General features: G+C 49.6%; 11 protein-coding genes. 8 read left to right on the top strand and 3 right to left on the bottom strand.

What is annotated here, in order from left to right:
• The first annotated feature begins 23 nt into the window (after nt 1-23).
• From VNQ80_RS05835 to VNQ80_RS05820, 4 genes are all read left to right on the top strand, one after another.
• The gene (locus tag VNQ80_RS05835; protein ID WP_325636520.1) at nt 24-1,703 is read left to right on the top strand and encodes a GMC family oxidoreductase; all 1,680 of its coding nucleotides are present in this window, start codon (nt 24-26) and stop codon (nt 1,701-1,703) included.
• Nucleotides 1,704-1,748: 45 nt separating this feature from the next.
• The gene (locus tag VNQ80_RS05830) at nt 1,749-2,318 is read left to right on the top strand and encodes a gluconate 2-dehydrogenase subunit 3 family protein (protein ID WP_325636519.1); all 570 of its coding nucleotides are present in this window, start codon (nt 1,749-1,751) and stop codon (nt 2,316-2,318) included.
• On the top strand, nt 2,306-3,646 hold the full coding sequence (locus VNQ80_RS05825) for a GntP family permease (RefSeq protein WP_325636518.1): 1,341 nt from the start codon (nt 2,306-2,308) through the stop codon (nt 3,644-3,646). Before VNQ80_RS05830 ends, VNQ80_RS05825 begins: the two co-directional genes overlap by 13 nt.
• A gap of 321 nt (nt 3,647-3,967) precedes the next feature.
• The gene (locus VNQ80_RS05820) at nt 3,968-4,090 is read left to right on the top strand and encodes a hypothetical protein (RefSeq protein WP_325636517.1); all 123 of its coding nucleotides are present in this window, start codon (nt 3,968-3,970) and stop codon (nt 4,088-4,090) included.
• Nucleotides 4,091-4,311: 221 nt separating this feature from the next.
• Here the strand turns inward: VNQ80_RS05820 and VNQ80_RS05815 are convergent, their stop codons facing one another.
• The 3 genes from VNQ80_RS05815 to VNQ80_RS05805 all read right to left on the bottom strand — a co-directional run bounded on the left by VNQ80_RS05815 (nt 4,312) and on the right by VNQ80_RS05805 (nt 6,950).
• Nucleotides 4,312-4,878 carry a DUF417 family protein gene (locus tag VNQ80_RS05815; protein WP_325636516.1) on the bottom strand — a complete coding sequence of 189 codons (567 nt, stop codon included), beginning with the start codon at nt 4,876-4,878 and terminating at the stop codon, nt 4,312-4,314.
• A gap of 70 nt (nt 4,879-4,948) precedes the next feature.
• The gene (locus VNQ80_RS05810) at nt 4,949-5,779 is read right to left on the bottom strand and encodes a helix-turn-helix domain-containing protein (protein ID WP_325636515.1); all 831 of its coding nucleotides are present in this window, start codon (nt 5,777-5,779) and stop codon (nt 4,949-4,951) included.
• Between the two features lie 64 nt (nt 5,780-5,843).
• Complete coding sequence (locus VNQ80_RS05805; protein ID WP_325636514.1) at nt 5,844-6,950, bottom strand: PKD domain-containing protein; 1,107 nt, start codon at nt 6,948-6,950, stop codon at nt 5,844-5,846.
• 402 nt (nt 6,951-7,352) lie between these two features.
• On the opposite strand from VNQ80_RS05805, the gene VNQ80_RS05800 reads away from it, so the two are divergent.
• From VNQ80_RS05800 to VNQ80_RS05785, 4 genes are all read left to right on the top strand, one after another.
• Nucleotides 7,353-7,943 carry an RNA polymerase sigma-70 factor gene (locus VNQ80_RS05800; protein WP_325636513.1) on the top strand — a complete coding sequence of 197 codons (591 nt, stop codon included), beginning with the start codon at nt 7,353-7,355 and terminating at the stop codon, nt 7,941-7,943.
• Nucleotides 7,944-8,023: 80 nt separating this feature from the next.
• Nucleotides 8,024-9,172, top strand: coding sequence for a FecR family protein (locus VNQ80_RS05795; protein ID WP_325636512.1), 1,149 nt, complete (start codon nt 8,024-8,026; stop codon nt 9,170-9,172).
• Between the two features lie 230 nt (nt 9,173-9,402).
• Nucleotides 9,403-12,807: a TonB-dependent receptor gene (locus VNQ80_RS05790; RefSeq protein ID WP_325636511.1), complete on the top strand. Its 3,405-nt coding sequence runs from the start codon at nt 9,403-9,405 to the stop codon at nt 12,805-12,807.
• Nucleotides 12,808-12,821: 14 nt separating this feature from the next.
• A complete protein-coding gene (locus tag VNQ80_RS05785) occupies nt 12,822-14,732 on the top strand; it encodes a RagB/SusD family nutrient uptake outer membrane protein (protein ID WP_325636510.1) in 1,911 nt (636 codons plus the stop codon).
• Nucleotides 14,733-14,740 lie beyond the last annotated feature (8 nt).

The raw sequence follows: 14,740 nt of genomic DNA, 5'->3' as shown, positions 1-14,740 counted from the left end.
AGATACTTACTGATTGATGATTTATGACGGATAATGAATATGATGCGATTGTGATCGGATCAGGAATTAGCGGCGGATGGGCCGCAAAGGAATTGACCCAAAAAGGACTGAAGACCATCATGCTGGAGCGGGGGCGGAATGTGGAGCACGTAAAGGATTACCCTTCGGCCACCAAAGATATTTGGGAGTTCCCGCACCGGGGTGGACGTACGCAGCAGATGATCGAAGATTACCCCGTTTTAAAGCGGGATTACCCGCTGAATGAAAAGAACCTCGATTTCTGGGTCAATGAGAAAGAGAATCCTTATGTAGAGAAAAAACGCTTTGATTGGTATCGCGGTTACCACGTCGGTGGCCGTTCGTTGACATGGGGTCGCCAGAGCTATCGGCTCAGTGATCTGGATTTCAAAGCCAACGCAAAGGATGGGCACGGCGTGGATTGGCCTATCCGATACAAAGACATCGCACCCTGGTATAGCCATGTAGAGAAGTGGACGGGCATCAGCGGCAACCAGGATGGTTTGGATGTGCTTCCCGATGGCGAATTCCTTCCACCAATGGAAATGAATGTTGTGGAGAAGGATCTCGCCGCCCGGATAAAATCTCACTACAAGGGCAAGCGACATTTCATCATCGGCCGGGCAGCAAACCTTACGGTACCCCACGAGGGTCGAATCAATTGCCAATACCAGAGCCAATGCTGGCTAGGATGTAACTTCGGTGCCTACTTCAGCACGCAGTCGTCCACCCTGCCAGCGGCGGTGGCCACAGGCAACCTGACCTTGCGTCCGTTTTCCATCGTTACGCGGATACTTTATGATAAAGATGCCAAAAAGGCCAAGGGCGTGGAGATTATTGATGGGGAAACCCACCAGACTTACGAATACTTCGCGAAAGTCGTGTTCGTTTGCGCCTCGGCGTTCAATTCTACTTGGGTATTGATGAATTCGGCAACGGATGTCTGGGAAGGGGGACTGGGTAGCAGCAGCGGCGAACTGGGTCACAATGCCATGGACCACCATTTCCGTTGCGGCGCAAGCGGCCGCGTGGAAGGATATGAAGACAGATACTATTATGGACGTCGGGCCAATGGGCTGTATATCCCTCGTTTCCGTAATGTTGGCGATGACAGGCGCGACTATCTCCGGGGCTTCGGTTACCAAGGGGGCGCCAGTCGTGGGCGGTGGAGCGGCGAGATTGCCGAGATGAGCATCGGTGGCGAATGGAAAGATGCAATGTGTGAACCGGGGGGCTGGTCCGTGGGCTTCGGTGCATTCGGTGAGATACTGCCTTACCATGAGAACCGCATTTCCCTCGATAAAACGGTGAAGGACAAATGGGGGTTGCCGGTGTTGTCCATGGACATGGAAATCAAGGAAAACGAGTTGAAGATGCGCGAGGACATGATGAACGACTGCGCGGAGATGCTGGAAGCGGCAGGGGTAAAAGACGTGGGTACGTTTGACAATGCCTACGGTTTCGGCCAAGGAATCCACGAGATGGGTACAGCCCGAATGGGACGCGACCCGAAAACCTCGGTACTCAATGGCCACAACCAGGTCTGGGACGCGTTGAACGTATTCGTGACCGATGGCGCATGTATGACTTCTGGCTCGTGCGTGAACCCATCACTTACATACATGGCCCTAACCGCACGAGCCGTGGATTTTGCGGTCGGTGAGCTCAAGAGGCGTAACCTGTAATCCCATCTGTCTGCGGGAAAATAATCATAAAAAAAACACGGTGCAATGAATAGAAGAGAAGCGGTGAAAAGGGTCGCCTGGATTATGGGCGGGGCCATAGTAGGGGCCAACTTATTCCTGGAGGGATGCGCCCGTAAAGCAACTCCGAGGGTTGAGGGCCTTTTTGAGGTTGATAAGGTCGATTTTCTAGGCAATATCGCCGATACCATCCTACCGCCTACCGCTAGTCCGGGGGCGAAGGAGGCCGGCGTAGGGTCTTTTATCCCGGTTATGGTAAGGGATTGTTACACATCGGAAGATCAGCATGTCGTGATCGACGGCCTCGACAAGCTGGAGGCAGCTTCGTCAGGCAGGTTCGGCCGTAAATTCCAGGAACTGGATATTTCGGAACGTACCGAGCTGTTGGTAGCGATCGATATGGAATCCAAGGAATACCAGCGCAGTAAGCTGGGAGAAGCTCCTAACCATTATTTCCATCTCTTGAAGCAACTGACCTTGCTCGGGTATTTCACCTCAGAACTGGGCGTCACCAAGGCGCTTCGGTACATACAGATTCCGGGCCGGTACGATGGGAACTATCCGTATAAGAAAGGCGACGGGGCATGGGCACTCTGATGGAGATCTCATTTTTGCATAGTCTTTCGGCCCTGCTGGCCGGCGTTGCGGCCATCGTGTTGCTTACCACCCGGTTCAGGGTGCATGCGTTCTTTGCCCTGCTGGTGGCCTGCTTGGTGGTGGGCTTTGGGGTGGGTATGCCTTTCGGCGAGGTTCTGGCTACGGGCAAGTCGGGTTTCGGGGACATTATCGGCTCGCTGGGCTTGATCATCGTTTTCGGCACCACGCTGGGGATTATCCTGGAACACACCGGGGCCACGCTGGTGCTTGCCGGGGGCATCCTGCGCCTGACGGGCCGCCACCGGGCGGCGCAGGCCATGAACGTTACCGGCTATGTGGTGGGGCTTCCGATTTTCTGTGATTCGGGATATATCGTGCTGAGCGGGCTGAACCGCGGACTGGCCCGGCAGACCGGGACCGCGATGGCCCTGATGGCCACCTCGCTGGCCGCCGGGCTGTATGCCGTGCATTGCTTGGTCCCACCCCACCCGGGTGCGGCGGCGGCCACCGAAACGCTGGGGGCTGATTTCGGCCGCGTGATCCTGTACGGCATGGTGGTGGCTATTCCCACTGCCTGCAGCGGCTGGCTGTGGGCGCGTTTTGCGGTGCGGCGATTGCCGGTGGACAGGCAAACTGCCGGGGAGGATGATACGCCCCCGGCACCCGACCGGCTGCCGTCGCTGCTGCTGTCGGTGCTCCCTGTGGCGGTACCTATCCTGTTGATCAGTATCCGTTCATTCACCCCGGTAGAGGGGGCTTCTCTACCACTGCGCATCGTGCAGGCGGCGGGCATGCCTGAGGCGGCGTTAGGCATCGGCATACTACTGGCGCTGCTGGGCAAGCGGCGGTGGAAGCAGGCGGACCTGAACGCATTGCTGCGCAGCGCCGTGGAGAAGGCGGGCGATATCCTGCTAATCATCGGTGCTGGTGGTGCTTTCGGCGCGCTGATCGCGCAGACGGACCTTGCCGGGCATCTGGCCGGAAGCAGCATGGTCGGCAACATGGGTGTCTTATTTCCTTTCCTCGTGGCGGCGGTGCTGAAGACCGCCCAGGGTTCCTCTTCGGTGGCCATTATCACGTCGGCCACGATGATGCTGCCGGTGCTGCCCGCCCTAGGACTCGACCATGAAATGGGGAAAGTTTTTGCCGTGCTGGCCATGGGGGCCGGTTCGATGATGGTGTCGCACGCCAACGATTCCTATTTTTGGGTGATATCCCGGTTTTCTGGGGTCGGTATGGACGCGATGCTGCGGGTGTATACGGTCGCCACATTTATCATGGCGTGCGTGGCTGTTAGCGCAGTTTACCTGTTGTCGCTTTTCTTTTGAACCGGTTGTCGGCGGTTTGTAAGTTCACTACACGCAGGCCGTGCCGCGAGTGGGCGGGGTACCCGACAAGCTTTATCTAGTTTGTGAGGGCTTGGGGCGTCTATATTAAAGAGAAAGTTAAGCAGGGGCAATAACCGAAAAACAGTAGAAGTTAGCCGTTTGGTGGCCGGACTCGGAGAATGGTTTGCCGTACCCGATGCGTTCGACGGCGAATCCTATATTCCGGATATTGCCGTTTCGTAGGATACCCAATGAGCTCTATAAATACTTGATAAGGTAAAGAATAAGCGTGAGAATCGCAAAAAGCAACCTCGCAAACCCTTGGCGCATTACCTCGATAAAGTCGTTGCCACCGATTTCATGAAAGTGCCGATGACCAGTGCCATGATTGCGGCGTATATCAAAGCGCAATACGAGTTGGATAGCACTTCCGGAAGTCACTGACCTATTGACCCGCCACCCTCGAAATGGACAGGTGAAAATCGTGGACCGTCCTGAAGGGGAGAAGGCAGCTGGGAATTGGTATCAATGGATCTGAAACAATGATCTGAAAAATAAAAGCCACACCGCTGGAGTATGGCTACATAATTTAAAGAAGCAATTACAGCTTCTCGACCTCTTCAATCGGCAATTCCAGGATGTCTGCAACCAAGTTATTCGTAAGCCTATTTTTTCAACCGTTGGGCTGCCTCAGCGGAGACAACCAGCCCGGCAGCCATCATAATCACATCCTTCAATACCAACCGCCCAGCGCCGGAAAGGTAGGGGAATCCGTAACGCGGGGTTGGGAAATCGCCACCTAAGTTTGGAACATACACTTCAGGCGTGGTAATAAGGAAAGAAAGCGTGACAATTGACATCAAGAAGGTTAGTACCCCGCCGATGAGACCTAGCTTTGCCGACCAGATACCGGCCAGCGTCAATAGGCCGATAATAACGATAACCGTACCCAAACCATACGAAAACACGTACGTGTTATTCGCTTGATGCCATTCGATATGCTTAGCCACTGTTTTGCCTTCTGGGTTTTTATATTGCTGGTACTCGGGGGCCTCCTTGCTATAGAAGAAGCTCATGAAAGGACTGTTTGCCACAAACGGAACAATGCCGTCCGCTTCATACTGAAATACTTTCAACCCACCGATCCAAGCCATAACGATAAAAATGGCAATTCGCACAAAATGAATGAAGCCCCGTTGTCCGCGTACCAAGAAATCCACAAGATAATTCATGTCATTTGATGTTTAAGGCTGCGAAAATAGTGGGTCTCAACACCGCATCAAATGGACAAATACGGTTTCGTCATGGATTTTTCTGCGCTACAATGGAAATGCCGACCCGTTCCCTGAATTTGGATGGCGAAACGCCGACATATTTCTTGAAATACCTACTGAAATAATGTTCATCGCCAAACCCTAGCTTGCCGGCGATTTCCTTGATAGACAGGTAGGTAAGATGAAGTTGTTTTTTCGATTCGAGTATGACACGTTCATGGATTAAAACGGAGGGTGACTTACCAAGCTGTTGCTTTATTTTTTTACTGAATGCACTTAGGCTGAGGCTCAGCCTTTCTGCATAAAAATGGGCGGAGCGTTCCGCCGTGAAATGATCTTCCAGCGCTCGCTGGAATAGCGTGCCTTCTGCCCTCAGCGCAGTATTGGCCAATAACTTCGAATCGATCAACTGTTTTTTTGCCTTGCTCGCAAGTGCCAGGATGAGTTGTAGATATGCTTTGACGACCGATTCGGAAAACGTAGAAATAGCAGTGCTTTCTACTTGCATTTTGTAGACAATGAGCTCCACTTCCTGATAGACGCTCTCATCAACACTAACAATCGGTTGCAGATAAATGTTATTGAAGAGTAACCCATTGCAGGCAACTTCTTCTTTGTGAAATTCGATGCAATAAAAGTCGCCATGGAACAACACCCGTGTGGCAGACGTTATGGATGCTGTTTTCCACGACAGGTGTTGGTAAGGGCTGAGGAACAACAGTGCGGTGGTTGCATTCTTATAATCCGTGAAATCAACAACGAATTCTGAGGGGGAAGGCAGCAAGATGATTTGATAGCATGAGCTGTCTTCCGGAAAGGAATGCGTTTGTAAATCTATGGTGTCGATATGGAACAACATCCACCAAAAATAGCAGATAAAATTGACTGCTGGTTGTATGTTTTAACAAAATAGCAGCGCCATGTTATTGCCTGATAGCAACGTCCCATATTTTCGTTCGGGTAGATTCGGTAGCCCCATCGCTGACGCGAAGGCTAACCACGTAGAGGCCCGGTGCTTCGTATCGGTGGTGGGGATGTTGTTCTGTGGAATGGCTACCATCGCCAAAATCCCAATACCACGTTGTCACGTGGCCTAAAGATTCGTCGCGGAAAGATACCAATCGAACATCATTCGGGTCAACATGGAAATGCCACTCACTCTGAAGGTCCGGTAGCCATTCTGGCGCTAGCGGCAACAGCTTGAACGGCCGAAGGTGGGATGCGTTGCTATACATCGTACGATCGCTCCCAAGAATCCAGAAATCGGGGAGGGCATCGGGTTCGTCATCGTAATCAATCACTCCCCAGCCAAGTCCGATAGTCTTATGTTCCACCAATTGTGAGGGTATGGAGTGGGCAGGTCCCGCTGCACTTGCAAAATCAAACGGCGTGATGTAGAATTCAAGGGTAAGTCGGCCGCGCCCCCCGGGAGCAAATTCATAACGATATGCTGATTGTGCATACGGCAGCGACTTCAGCCAAGTCTGCGGCCCCCAAAGCATGGCCCAATCTTTATCACCCGGTGGCGTGAAGATGTGATAATTCTGGGCGTGCACACCATGGAATGTGAAGTAAGCATCCATGAGGTCTATCGTCGTATCGGGATGGAAACGATCGATGAATGGGCCACCCGACCGGTCGCCGTCAACAACCAATTCGAAAATATCGCTTGCGAGGCTGGCGCGCGAGAAATTCCAATAGTTGTCATACGCCTCGTAAAGGAAGTAAAGTCGATTCAGACCATTTACCCAGCCCACTTTGACGGTTACGTTCATGTTGTTGGTATCGATGCTGCCATCAGGGGCATTCACATTCTTCAGTGCATCGATGCCAATGGCTAGGCTGTCTGGCACGAGCTGCCAATCGGAGGCGTTGCCATCAATAGACGGGATACGATTGGGGGGGAATTGGTAGATGCCAAAATATAGGGGTACTTCTTGAGCCAGGCTACTTCCCGTACTCACGATTCCGAAATAGGCGATCAATAAAAAGTATTTGAGTACGTTGACGAAAATACGTATCCTTTCCATATTGTTGGTGCTGTTAGACTTAAATCTGATGCGTAAAGTTATCCCATTGACGGTAAGATCCAACCTGTACTGTGCTGGTATACACTTTTTTCTGGCGGGGATGGTTCACATCATATCGAAGTATTCCTTTATAAAAGCTGGCTCTCAGCGGCAGCCGGAGAGATCGATAAAGTTGCTTTTTTATTGAACGCGATTATAATTGCATATAAAAGCAACTTTATCTAAGTTTGTCGCTAGTGATATTCACCCAAGTGAATTGAACCAATACGGCGCTCAAAATCCGGCACATCCAATTAAAGGCACTTACTGCATCAACTGGATAAATTGTATGATAGCGTATTGTGAAACTCTGCTCATGCGGGGGTAAACGAAGGATGGGCAAATGGGGCAATTTAGATGTGAATGACGGTCAAAACAAGCTATAAAAACCAGCCCGATACAGCATTGGTGAACTTACTTAAGAAAGGGGAAGAAGGGGCTTTTAATGCTTTGTACCAGCGGCACTGGGCCGTCCTGTATCAACAGGTTTACCGCATCTTGCGAGACGATGATGAGTGCAAGGATGTAGTACAAGAAGTCTTCAGCAATCTTTGGCTTAAGCGCGGGCAACTGACCGAAAATACGAATATCGGTGCTTATCTATATGTGCAGGGGCGAAACAGGGTGTTCAATATCATCGCCAAGCAACGGGTGCGTAGGGATTACGTTAACTCGATTGCCCAATTTATGGAGCAAGCTGACATAAACACGGTCGACCTGCTAGAGGCGAAGGAGATTGCTGTCCGTGTTGAACAGGAGATTCAAGAGCTGCCTTCGCGCATGCGGGAGATTTTTATACTGAGTCGTAAAGAAGGCCACTCACATAAAGAAATCGCAGAGGTCTTGGGGCTTTCCGAACAGACGGTAAAAAAACAAGTGCAGAACGCATTGAAAATCATCAAACCCAAGCTCCAAAATTTGGGTGCAATTATGGTATGGTTGTTTTTTGGATAAGAATTCCAAAAAAATTTAAAATTCTTCTACCCCCAACCCCTTTATTACCGGTTATACCCTTAGTAAACCGATAATGAATAGTGATAACTGAGGAAACCGTACGGCAAATTATCCATAAATACCTACGAGGCGAGGCGACCGATCGGGAACGTAAGCTACTGGAAAATTGGTATTACCAACAGGGGCGGGACCATCCCATGCAGGAGGATGATTTGCGTTTTTTGCTGGATAGCGATACGATATTCGAAGAGGTACGCCGCCGGGCCGGACTTGCCGCCGAGGGGCAGCCACGGCGGCGCCGACTATGGGGGTGGTTTCCCTATGCAGCTGCTTTGTTTATCCTCCCGCTTTCGATAACGTGGATTTTTTATGCCAACCGGGCTGTCGATGAAACGGAAGTGGCTTTATTGCCACCGGCAGATGTAGCGTCCGGTGGTAATCGTGCAACGCTTACCTTGGCCGACGGCCGTCGGATTAACCTAAGTGAAACGCAAACGGGTATCGTAGTAGGCCAAGGGCAGATTTTATATGAAGAGGGCGAACAGGAGCTCGTGGACTTGGAAGGGGGTGAGGTTGTCCCCTTGGAGTTGTCGGTACCCCGAGGGGGCACCTACCAGATTACGTTGGCAGACGGGACTAAGGTTTGGCTTAATGCCGAATCTACATTGAAGTACCCGTCACGTTTTGATGGCAACGAAAGGGTGGTGGAGCTTGAGGGTGAGGCTTATTTTTCAGTAACCAAAACTGAGTCTGGCCGTTGGCCGTTCCGTGTGCTGGTTGACGGGCAATCGGTTGAAGTGTTGGGTACTGAATTTAATGTTTCGGCCTATCCCGGGGAATCGAAGAAGACGACGCTCGTGGAAGGTGCTGTGACGGTCACCAATCCCTCATCCGGTCTTGCTAGCCCTATTTCACCAGGAGAGCAAGCCATCGTCAATGGTGTGGTGCTGGATGTGGTAACAGTAGACGTTTACAAATATACGGCTTGGAAAGACGGTCTCTTTTATTTTAAGCAGACTCCGTTCAACGAGCTGATTCGTGAGATTGCCCGTTGGTATGACGTGCAAGTCGTGTACGAAGGCGCTGTGCCCAAGGAGACGTTTAGTGGGAAAATGAGGCGGGGGCTGTCGCTCATGACCGCTTTAAACTTACTGGATGTCTCGACCAAAGCAAAAATACGGTTGGAAGACCGGACATTGGTCATTCAACAAGGTCTATCCAACAAATAGATAACCAATTTAATATACTAAAAACGCGAAACTATGAGGAAAAAATGACTAATGAAAAGACAAGAAAGGGAAGTGCTGCCACACTCCCCCTTGTTCAGACAGTAACAGTTTAAAACCGAAAGTATAACCATTTAAAGCTATCTAAACGCACAAACGTAATGATAAATTATGTATTTTATCCATTGGGTAAGATAAAAACGCCCAATGGCATTCGCCAAATACTCCGCATTATGAGATTGACATCGCTGTTGTTAGCAATCGCTTGCCTGCATGTAAGTGGAGCATCGTTATCTCAAACCGTGACGCTGAAGGTCAAACAACAATCCATTATCAAGGTCCTTGAAGCCATCGAATCGCAAACCGATTACTTGGTTATCTATAACGATCAATATGTAAAAAAGGACATGCTCGTTTCGCTTGATGTGAAAGACAAGCCGCTAAAGATGGTATTGGACGAAATGTTAACGCGGAGGGGATTGATTTACGAGATAAAGGATAAGGCTATAGCCATTAGCGGACGTGATATTAGGGGCATGCTGTCCAAAGTAGAACTCCGCCCGATTACACGCCAGCAAAATCGTGTGGTGACGGGCCGGATCACTGATGAAGCCGGCGAGCCCCTTCCAGGGGTATCCGTCGTGGTAAAGAACCGGACCTCCATTGGGATCAGTACCGACCAAAATGGTAGGTATTCATTGGAAGTTCCCGAGGGAGCGGTCCTGGTATTCTCCATGGTGGGATATGAAAGCCAAGAGATACCCGTGGGAGGAGGAAGTACGTTCGACGTCGTACTAAAGGGGGCGTCTCAGCAAGTAGACGAAGTCGTGGTGGTTGCGTTTGGAACCCAGAAAAAGGAAAGCGTAATCGCTTCAATCACCACCGTGAATCCTGCCGATTTAAGGGTGCCTTCCAGTAACCTGACCACCTCATTCGCCGGGCGCATTGCTGGCATGATTTCTTATCAGCGAACCGGCGAACCCGGGCAGGACAATGCGCAGTTTTTCATTCGCGGCGTAACCACTTTCGGAACAGGCAAAGTAGACCCACTGGTGCTGATAGATAATGTGGAAATGACAACGGAAGATCTCTCCCGATTGACCGTGGATGATATCGCCAGTTTTTCGATCATGAAAGATGCCAATGCAACGGCGCTATATGGTGCCAGAGGAGCCAACGGCGTGATTTTGGTGACGACGAAAGAGGGACGTACGGGCGAGGTGAAGGTGCAATTCAGGGCAGAAGGCTCGTATTCCGCTCCTACCGAAAATGTGCAGTTTGCTGATCCGGTAACGTTTATGAAGGCCCATAACGAAGCCGTGCAAACAAGAACGCCCGGTACGCGCTTGCCTTATGACCAAAAGAAGGTGAACTATACGGAACGGGGAATCGATCCCTTGTATTATCCGGCAGTCGATTGGCAGGATTTATTGTTTGATAAAAACACCTTCAATCAGCGATACAATTTAAATATCAGCGGCGGCGGAAATGTCGCACGGTATTATATCGCTGCGGCATACACAAAAGACCAAGGTATTCTTAATGTAGATAACCGGCAAAATTTCAATAATAACATCGATATAAATCGGTATTCATTACGATCTAATATCAATGTAAACCTTACGAAAACGACAGAGGCAATCGTACGGCTGAATGGCGTGTTTGATGATTACCAAGGGCCGTTGGATGGCGGTACGGATTTATATAATAAAGCCGTACTGGCGAATCCGGTTTATTTTTTACCGTACTATGAACCCGACGAGTCAACCGTTTACGCAAAACATATCCTTTATGGAAATACTGCATCTGGCGATTACCTGAATCCGTATACCGAGATGCTAAAAGGGTATCGGTCGAATGACCGCTCTTCGATGTATGTTCAATTCGAGCTGAAACAAAAGCTCGATTTCATTACGGAAGGACTTTCTGCACGGGGCTTGCTAAACGTGAATAGGTTTGCCCAGTTGGAAGTGAGGCGACAGTACAATCCGTTCTACTATGCATTATCACCTCAAATAGCGGGAATGGACGACTATAGTCTAATCGCCCTTAATCCCGATGGCGGCACAGACTACCTCGACTACGTGCCCGGAAGCAGGCAGATGGAAAACACCATGTATGCAGAAACTGCATTGCAGTATCAAACGGATATTGCAGAAAAGCATTCGATTGCAGGCTTGCTTGTCGGTACACTCCGTGAACGGAAAGACAATACGTACAATACATTACAACTATCGTTGCCGCAACGCAACTTGGGCCTCGCCGGAAGGGCTACGTATAGTTATGACAACCGATATTTCCTGGAAGCGAATTTTGGGTACAATGGGTCGGAACGCTTTTCGCAGAACGAGCGATGGGGCTTTTTCCCCTCCGCTGGATTGGGATGGATCATATCCAATGAACCCTTCATGGAAAAATACAGTAGCGTGATTTCCAAGTTAAAACTGAGAGCTACTTATGGACTCGTTGGAAATGATGAAATTGGACTGAAGGAAGATCGCTTTTACTACCTATCCAACGTGAACATGAACGATGGGGGCAGGGGTATCAGCTTTGGCGACACCTACGGCTATAATCGCAGCGGGATTTCCATCTCGCGTTACGAAGATCCTTATATCACATGGGAAATCAGCCGTAAAAGCAACTTGGGTCTCGAATTGAACCTGTGGAGGAGCTTGGAGATACAAGCAGATTATTTCAGGGAACAACGGAGCAACATTCTGCAAACACGGGCTGATATACCTACCACCATGGGACTCCAAGCCACGCCCAAAGCGAATATCGGAGAGGCAATCGGACAAGGTGGTGAGATTTCGGTGGATTACAATAAGGCCTTCGCGTCGGGGCTTTGGGCGATTGTGAGAGGTAATTTCTCTTATGCTGCCAGCAAATTTGAAGTATATGAAGAACCTGATTATTCAGCGACGCCGTGGAGAACGAGGGAGGGTCAGAAAATTTCTCAGCGATGGGGGTATATCGCCGAACGGCTTTTCCTCGACGATGACGAGGTGAGGAACTCGCCTGTGCAAACGTTTGGTGAATATGGAGCCGGAGATATCAAATATAAAGACATCAACAGGGACGGTAGGATAGACGAAAACGACCAAGTGCCGATTGGCTACCCGACGACACCTGAAATCATTTATGGATTCGGATTGTCAATGGGCTACAAGAATTTTGACCTTTCCGTTTTCTTCCAAGGGTCTGACCGCTCATCCTTTTGGATAAACCCTGGTCAGGTTGCACCATTCGTTGCAGGTAGTACCGATTTCACGACAAGGACAAATAATAGGGCCTTGTTGCAGGCCATTGCAGACGACCATTGGTCGGAAGACAATCGGAATATCTATGCCTTCTGGCCACGTTTGTCCGAAAGGGCAATCAGTAACAATGATGTATCAAGCACCTGGTGGATGCGGAATGGTTCATTTATGCGACTGAAGACAGCAGAAGTGGGATACACATTGCCCACGCATTATTTGGATAGGTTTGGGGTGAAGAACGTGCGGGTTTATGCGTCCGGTAGTAACCTATTCCAAGTGCGCACGTTCAAATTATGGGATCCAGAGCAAGCTGGTAATGCATTTAATTACCCGCTGCAGCGTGTTATCAATATGGGCGTGAGTGTAGAATTTTAGAACAACGAAACATCATGAAAAATCTAATCAAAATAGTTAAACAACTCATCATGGTTTTTAGCTTATTCAGCTTGACCAATTGTTCTGAATACCTGAATGTTGTTCCCGATGGTGTGGCCACGTTAGACAACGCTTTCTCCAATCGGATCAATTCAGAGAAGTTTCTCTTCTCGTGTTATAATATGATTCCCAACCAGAACGACCCTTTTGTTTATCCAGGCAATGTAGGCTTTGACGAAATCTGGTGGGATACGAATGTAGGGGGGCTGAATGCTAGAAGTGGAGCGAGAATCGCTACGAACGACCAGAACTCAGCCGATCCATTCCAGAATTATTGGGATGGTAGACGCGATGGGAGGAATCTATGGGTAGGCATTCGGGATTGCAATATTTTTTTGGAGAACATCGATAGGGTGCCGGATTTACAAGCTTGGGAACGGGTACGGTGGGTGTCGGAAGTGAAGTTCATCAAGGCGTATTTGCATTATTTCCTTTTACAGCTTTACGGGCCAATCCCTATTGTTGATGTGAACCAACCCGTAAACGCAAATCCGGAGGACGTCAGGGTGTACCGTGAGCCGGTAGATTCCGTCGTCAACTTTGTTGTCCGCTTATTGGACGAATCTATGGAAAACCTTCCGGACAAGATTGACGAAACGACTACCGAGATGGGAAGGATTACGAAGTCTATCGCGGCTTCCGTGAAGGCTAAAGCACTTGTATGGGCGGCAAGCCCACTCCTCAACGGGAACCCGGATTATGCAAACTACAAAGATAAAAGAGATATACAGCTTATCCCTTCACAAGCCGACCCGGCCAAATGGGAACGGGCATTGAATGCCATCGATGAAGCCATTGAAATCAGTCATCAAAACGGTCATTCGCTTTTCAAATTCCAACGGGGCTTTGAAACGATGTCTGATACGACACTCCTCAAATATACACTACGTGGAACGGTGTCGGAAAGGCCGATTGACAATCCGGAAATCATCTGGGCACACCCTGCATATAACAATACTAACCAATTCCAGAACTATTGCATACCGAAGTTCTTTGAAAATTATGGCGGAACATCGGAGCTTAGTGCTACGCTGAAAATAGCGGAACAATATTACTCACAAAACGGGATACCCATCGATGAGGATCGTTTCTGGAATTATGCGGAGCGATACGAAATGAGGAGGGATACCGGGGATTTTCACCGGTACTACATCAGCAAAGGGGAAACAACGGCTAACCTTAACTATTACCGAGAGCCCCGGTTTTACGCACATCTAGCTTTTGATCGCAGTCTATATGAGGCATTGGCGCAAGCCGAAGACCAAACAATCGTGATAAAAAACCGTAGCGGCGACCCGCACGGTGTGGTGTTCAGCGATGCACACATTAAGACCGGGTATTTCATTAAAAAGTTGGTCAGTTTCAGGTCCGCCACTACCACTGCATCGCCCGGCCCCTATCGGTTTTCAATACCCCTCATCCGGCTGAGCGACCTTTATCTGTTGCGCGCGGAAGCAGCGAATGAAGTGAAGACCGATCCCGATAACGACGTTTATCAGTGGGTTGATAGCGTCCGTCATCGTGCGGGACTAGAAGGTGTCGTTGCGTCGTGGTCCAAGTATGGGACTATTCCCGGAAAGCCAACCACGAAAGAAGGAATGCGGGAGATCATCAAACGGGAAAGACTGATCGAGTTGGCTTTTGAAGGGCAACGCATGTTTGATTTACGCCGCTGGAAAGATGCGATGCGATACATGAACCAACCCGTGCAAGGCTGGGATCACCAAGGGGTAAAAGCAGAGGATTATTACCAAGTTGTAACCTATTTCAATAATAGGAACTATACGACTAAAGATTACTTATGGCCATTATGGATGACCACGATCATTCAAAACCCCAACTTACAGCAAAACCCGGGGTGGTAAGTCTTTTG

Source organism: Parapedobacter sp. (assembly GCF_035556095.1).
Classification (GTDB): domain Bacteria; phylum Bacteroidota; class Bacteroidia; order Sphingobacteriales; family Sphingobacteriaceae; genus Parapedobacter.
This window is presented reverse-complemented; position numbering and strand designations above follow the sequence as displayed.

Excerpts from the sequence above, each read along its gene's own strand:
- VNQ80_RS05825 (WP_325636518.1), top strand. The coding sequence starts at position 2,306 with ATGGGCACTCTGATGGAGATCTCATTTTTGCATAGTCTTTCGGCCCTG.
- VNQ80_RS05830 (WP_325636519.1), top strand. The coding sequence starts at position 1,749 with ATGAATAGAAGAGAAGCGGTGAAAAGGGTCGCCTGGATTATGGGCGGG.
- VNQ80_RS05785 (WP_325636510.1), top strand. The coding sequence starts at position 12,822 with ATGAAAAATCTAATCAAAATAGTTAAACAACTCATCATGGTTTTTAGC.
- VNQ80_RS05800 (WP_325636513.1), top strand. The coding sequence starts at position 7,353 with ATGACGGTCAAAACAAGCTATAAAAACCAGCCCGATACAGCATTGGTG.
- VNQ80_RS05805 (WP_325636514.1), bottom strand. The coding sequence starts at position 6,950 with ATGGAAAGGATACGTATTTTCGTCAACGTACTCAAATACTTTTTATTG.
- VNQ80_RS05810 (WP_325636515.1), bottom strand. The coding sequence starts at position 5,779 with ATGTTGTTCCATATCGACACCATAGATTTACAAACGCATTCCTTTCCG.
- VNQ80_RS05815 (WP_325636516.1), bottom strand. The coding sequence starts at position 4,878 with ATGAATTATCTTGTGGATTTCTTGGTACGCGGACAACGGGGCTTCATT.
- VNQ80_RS05835 (WP_325636520.1), top strand. The coding sequence starts at position 24 with ATGACGGATAATGAATATGATGCGATTGTGATCGGATCAGGAATTAGC.
- VNQ80_RS05790 (WP_325636511.1), top strand. The coding sequence starts at position 9,403 with ATGAGATTGACATCGCTGTTGTTAGCAATCGCTTGCCTGCATGTAAGT.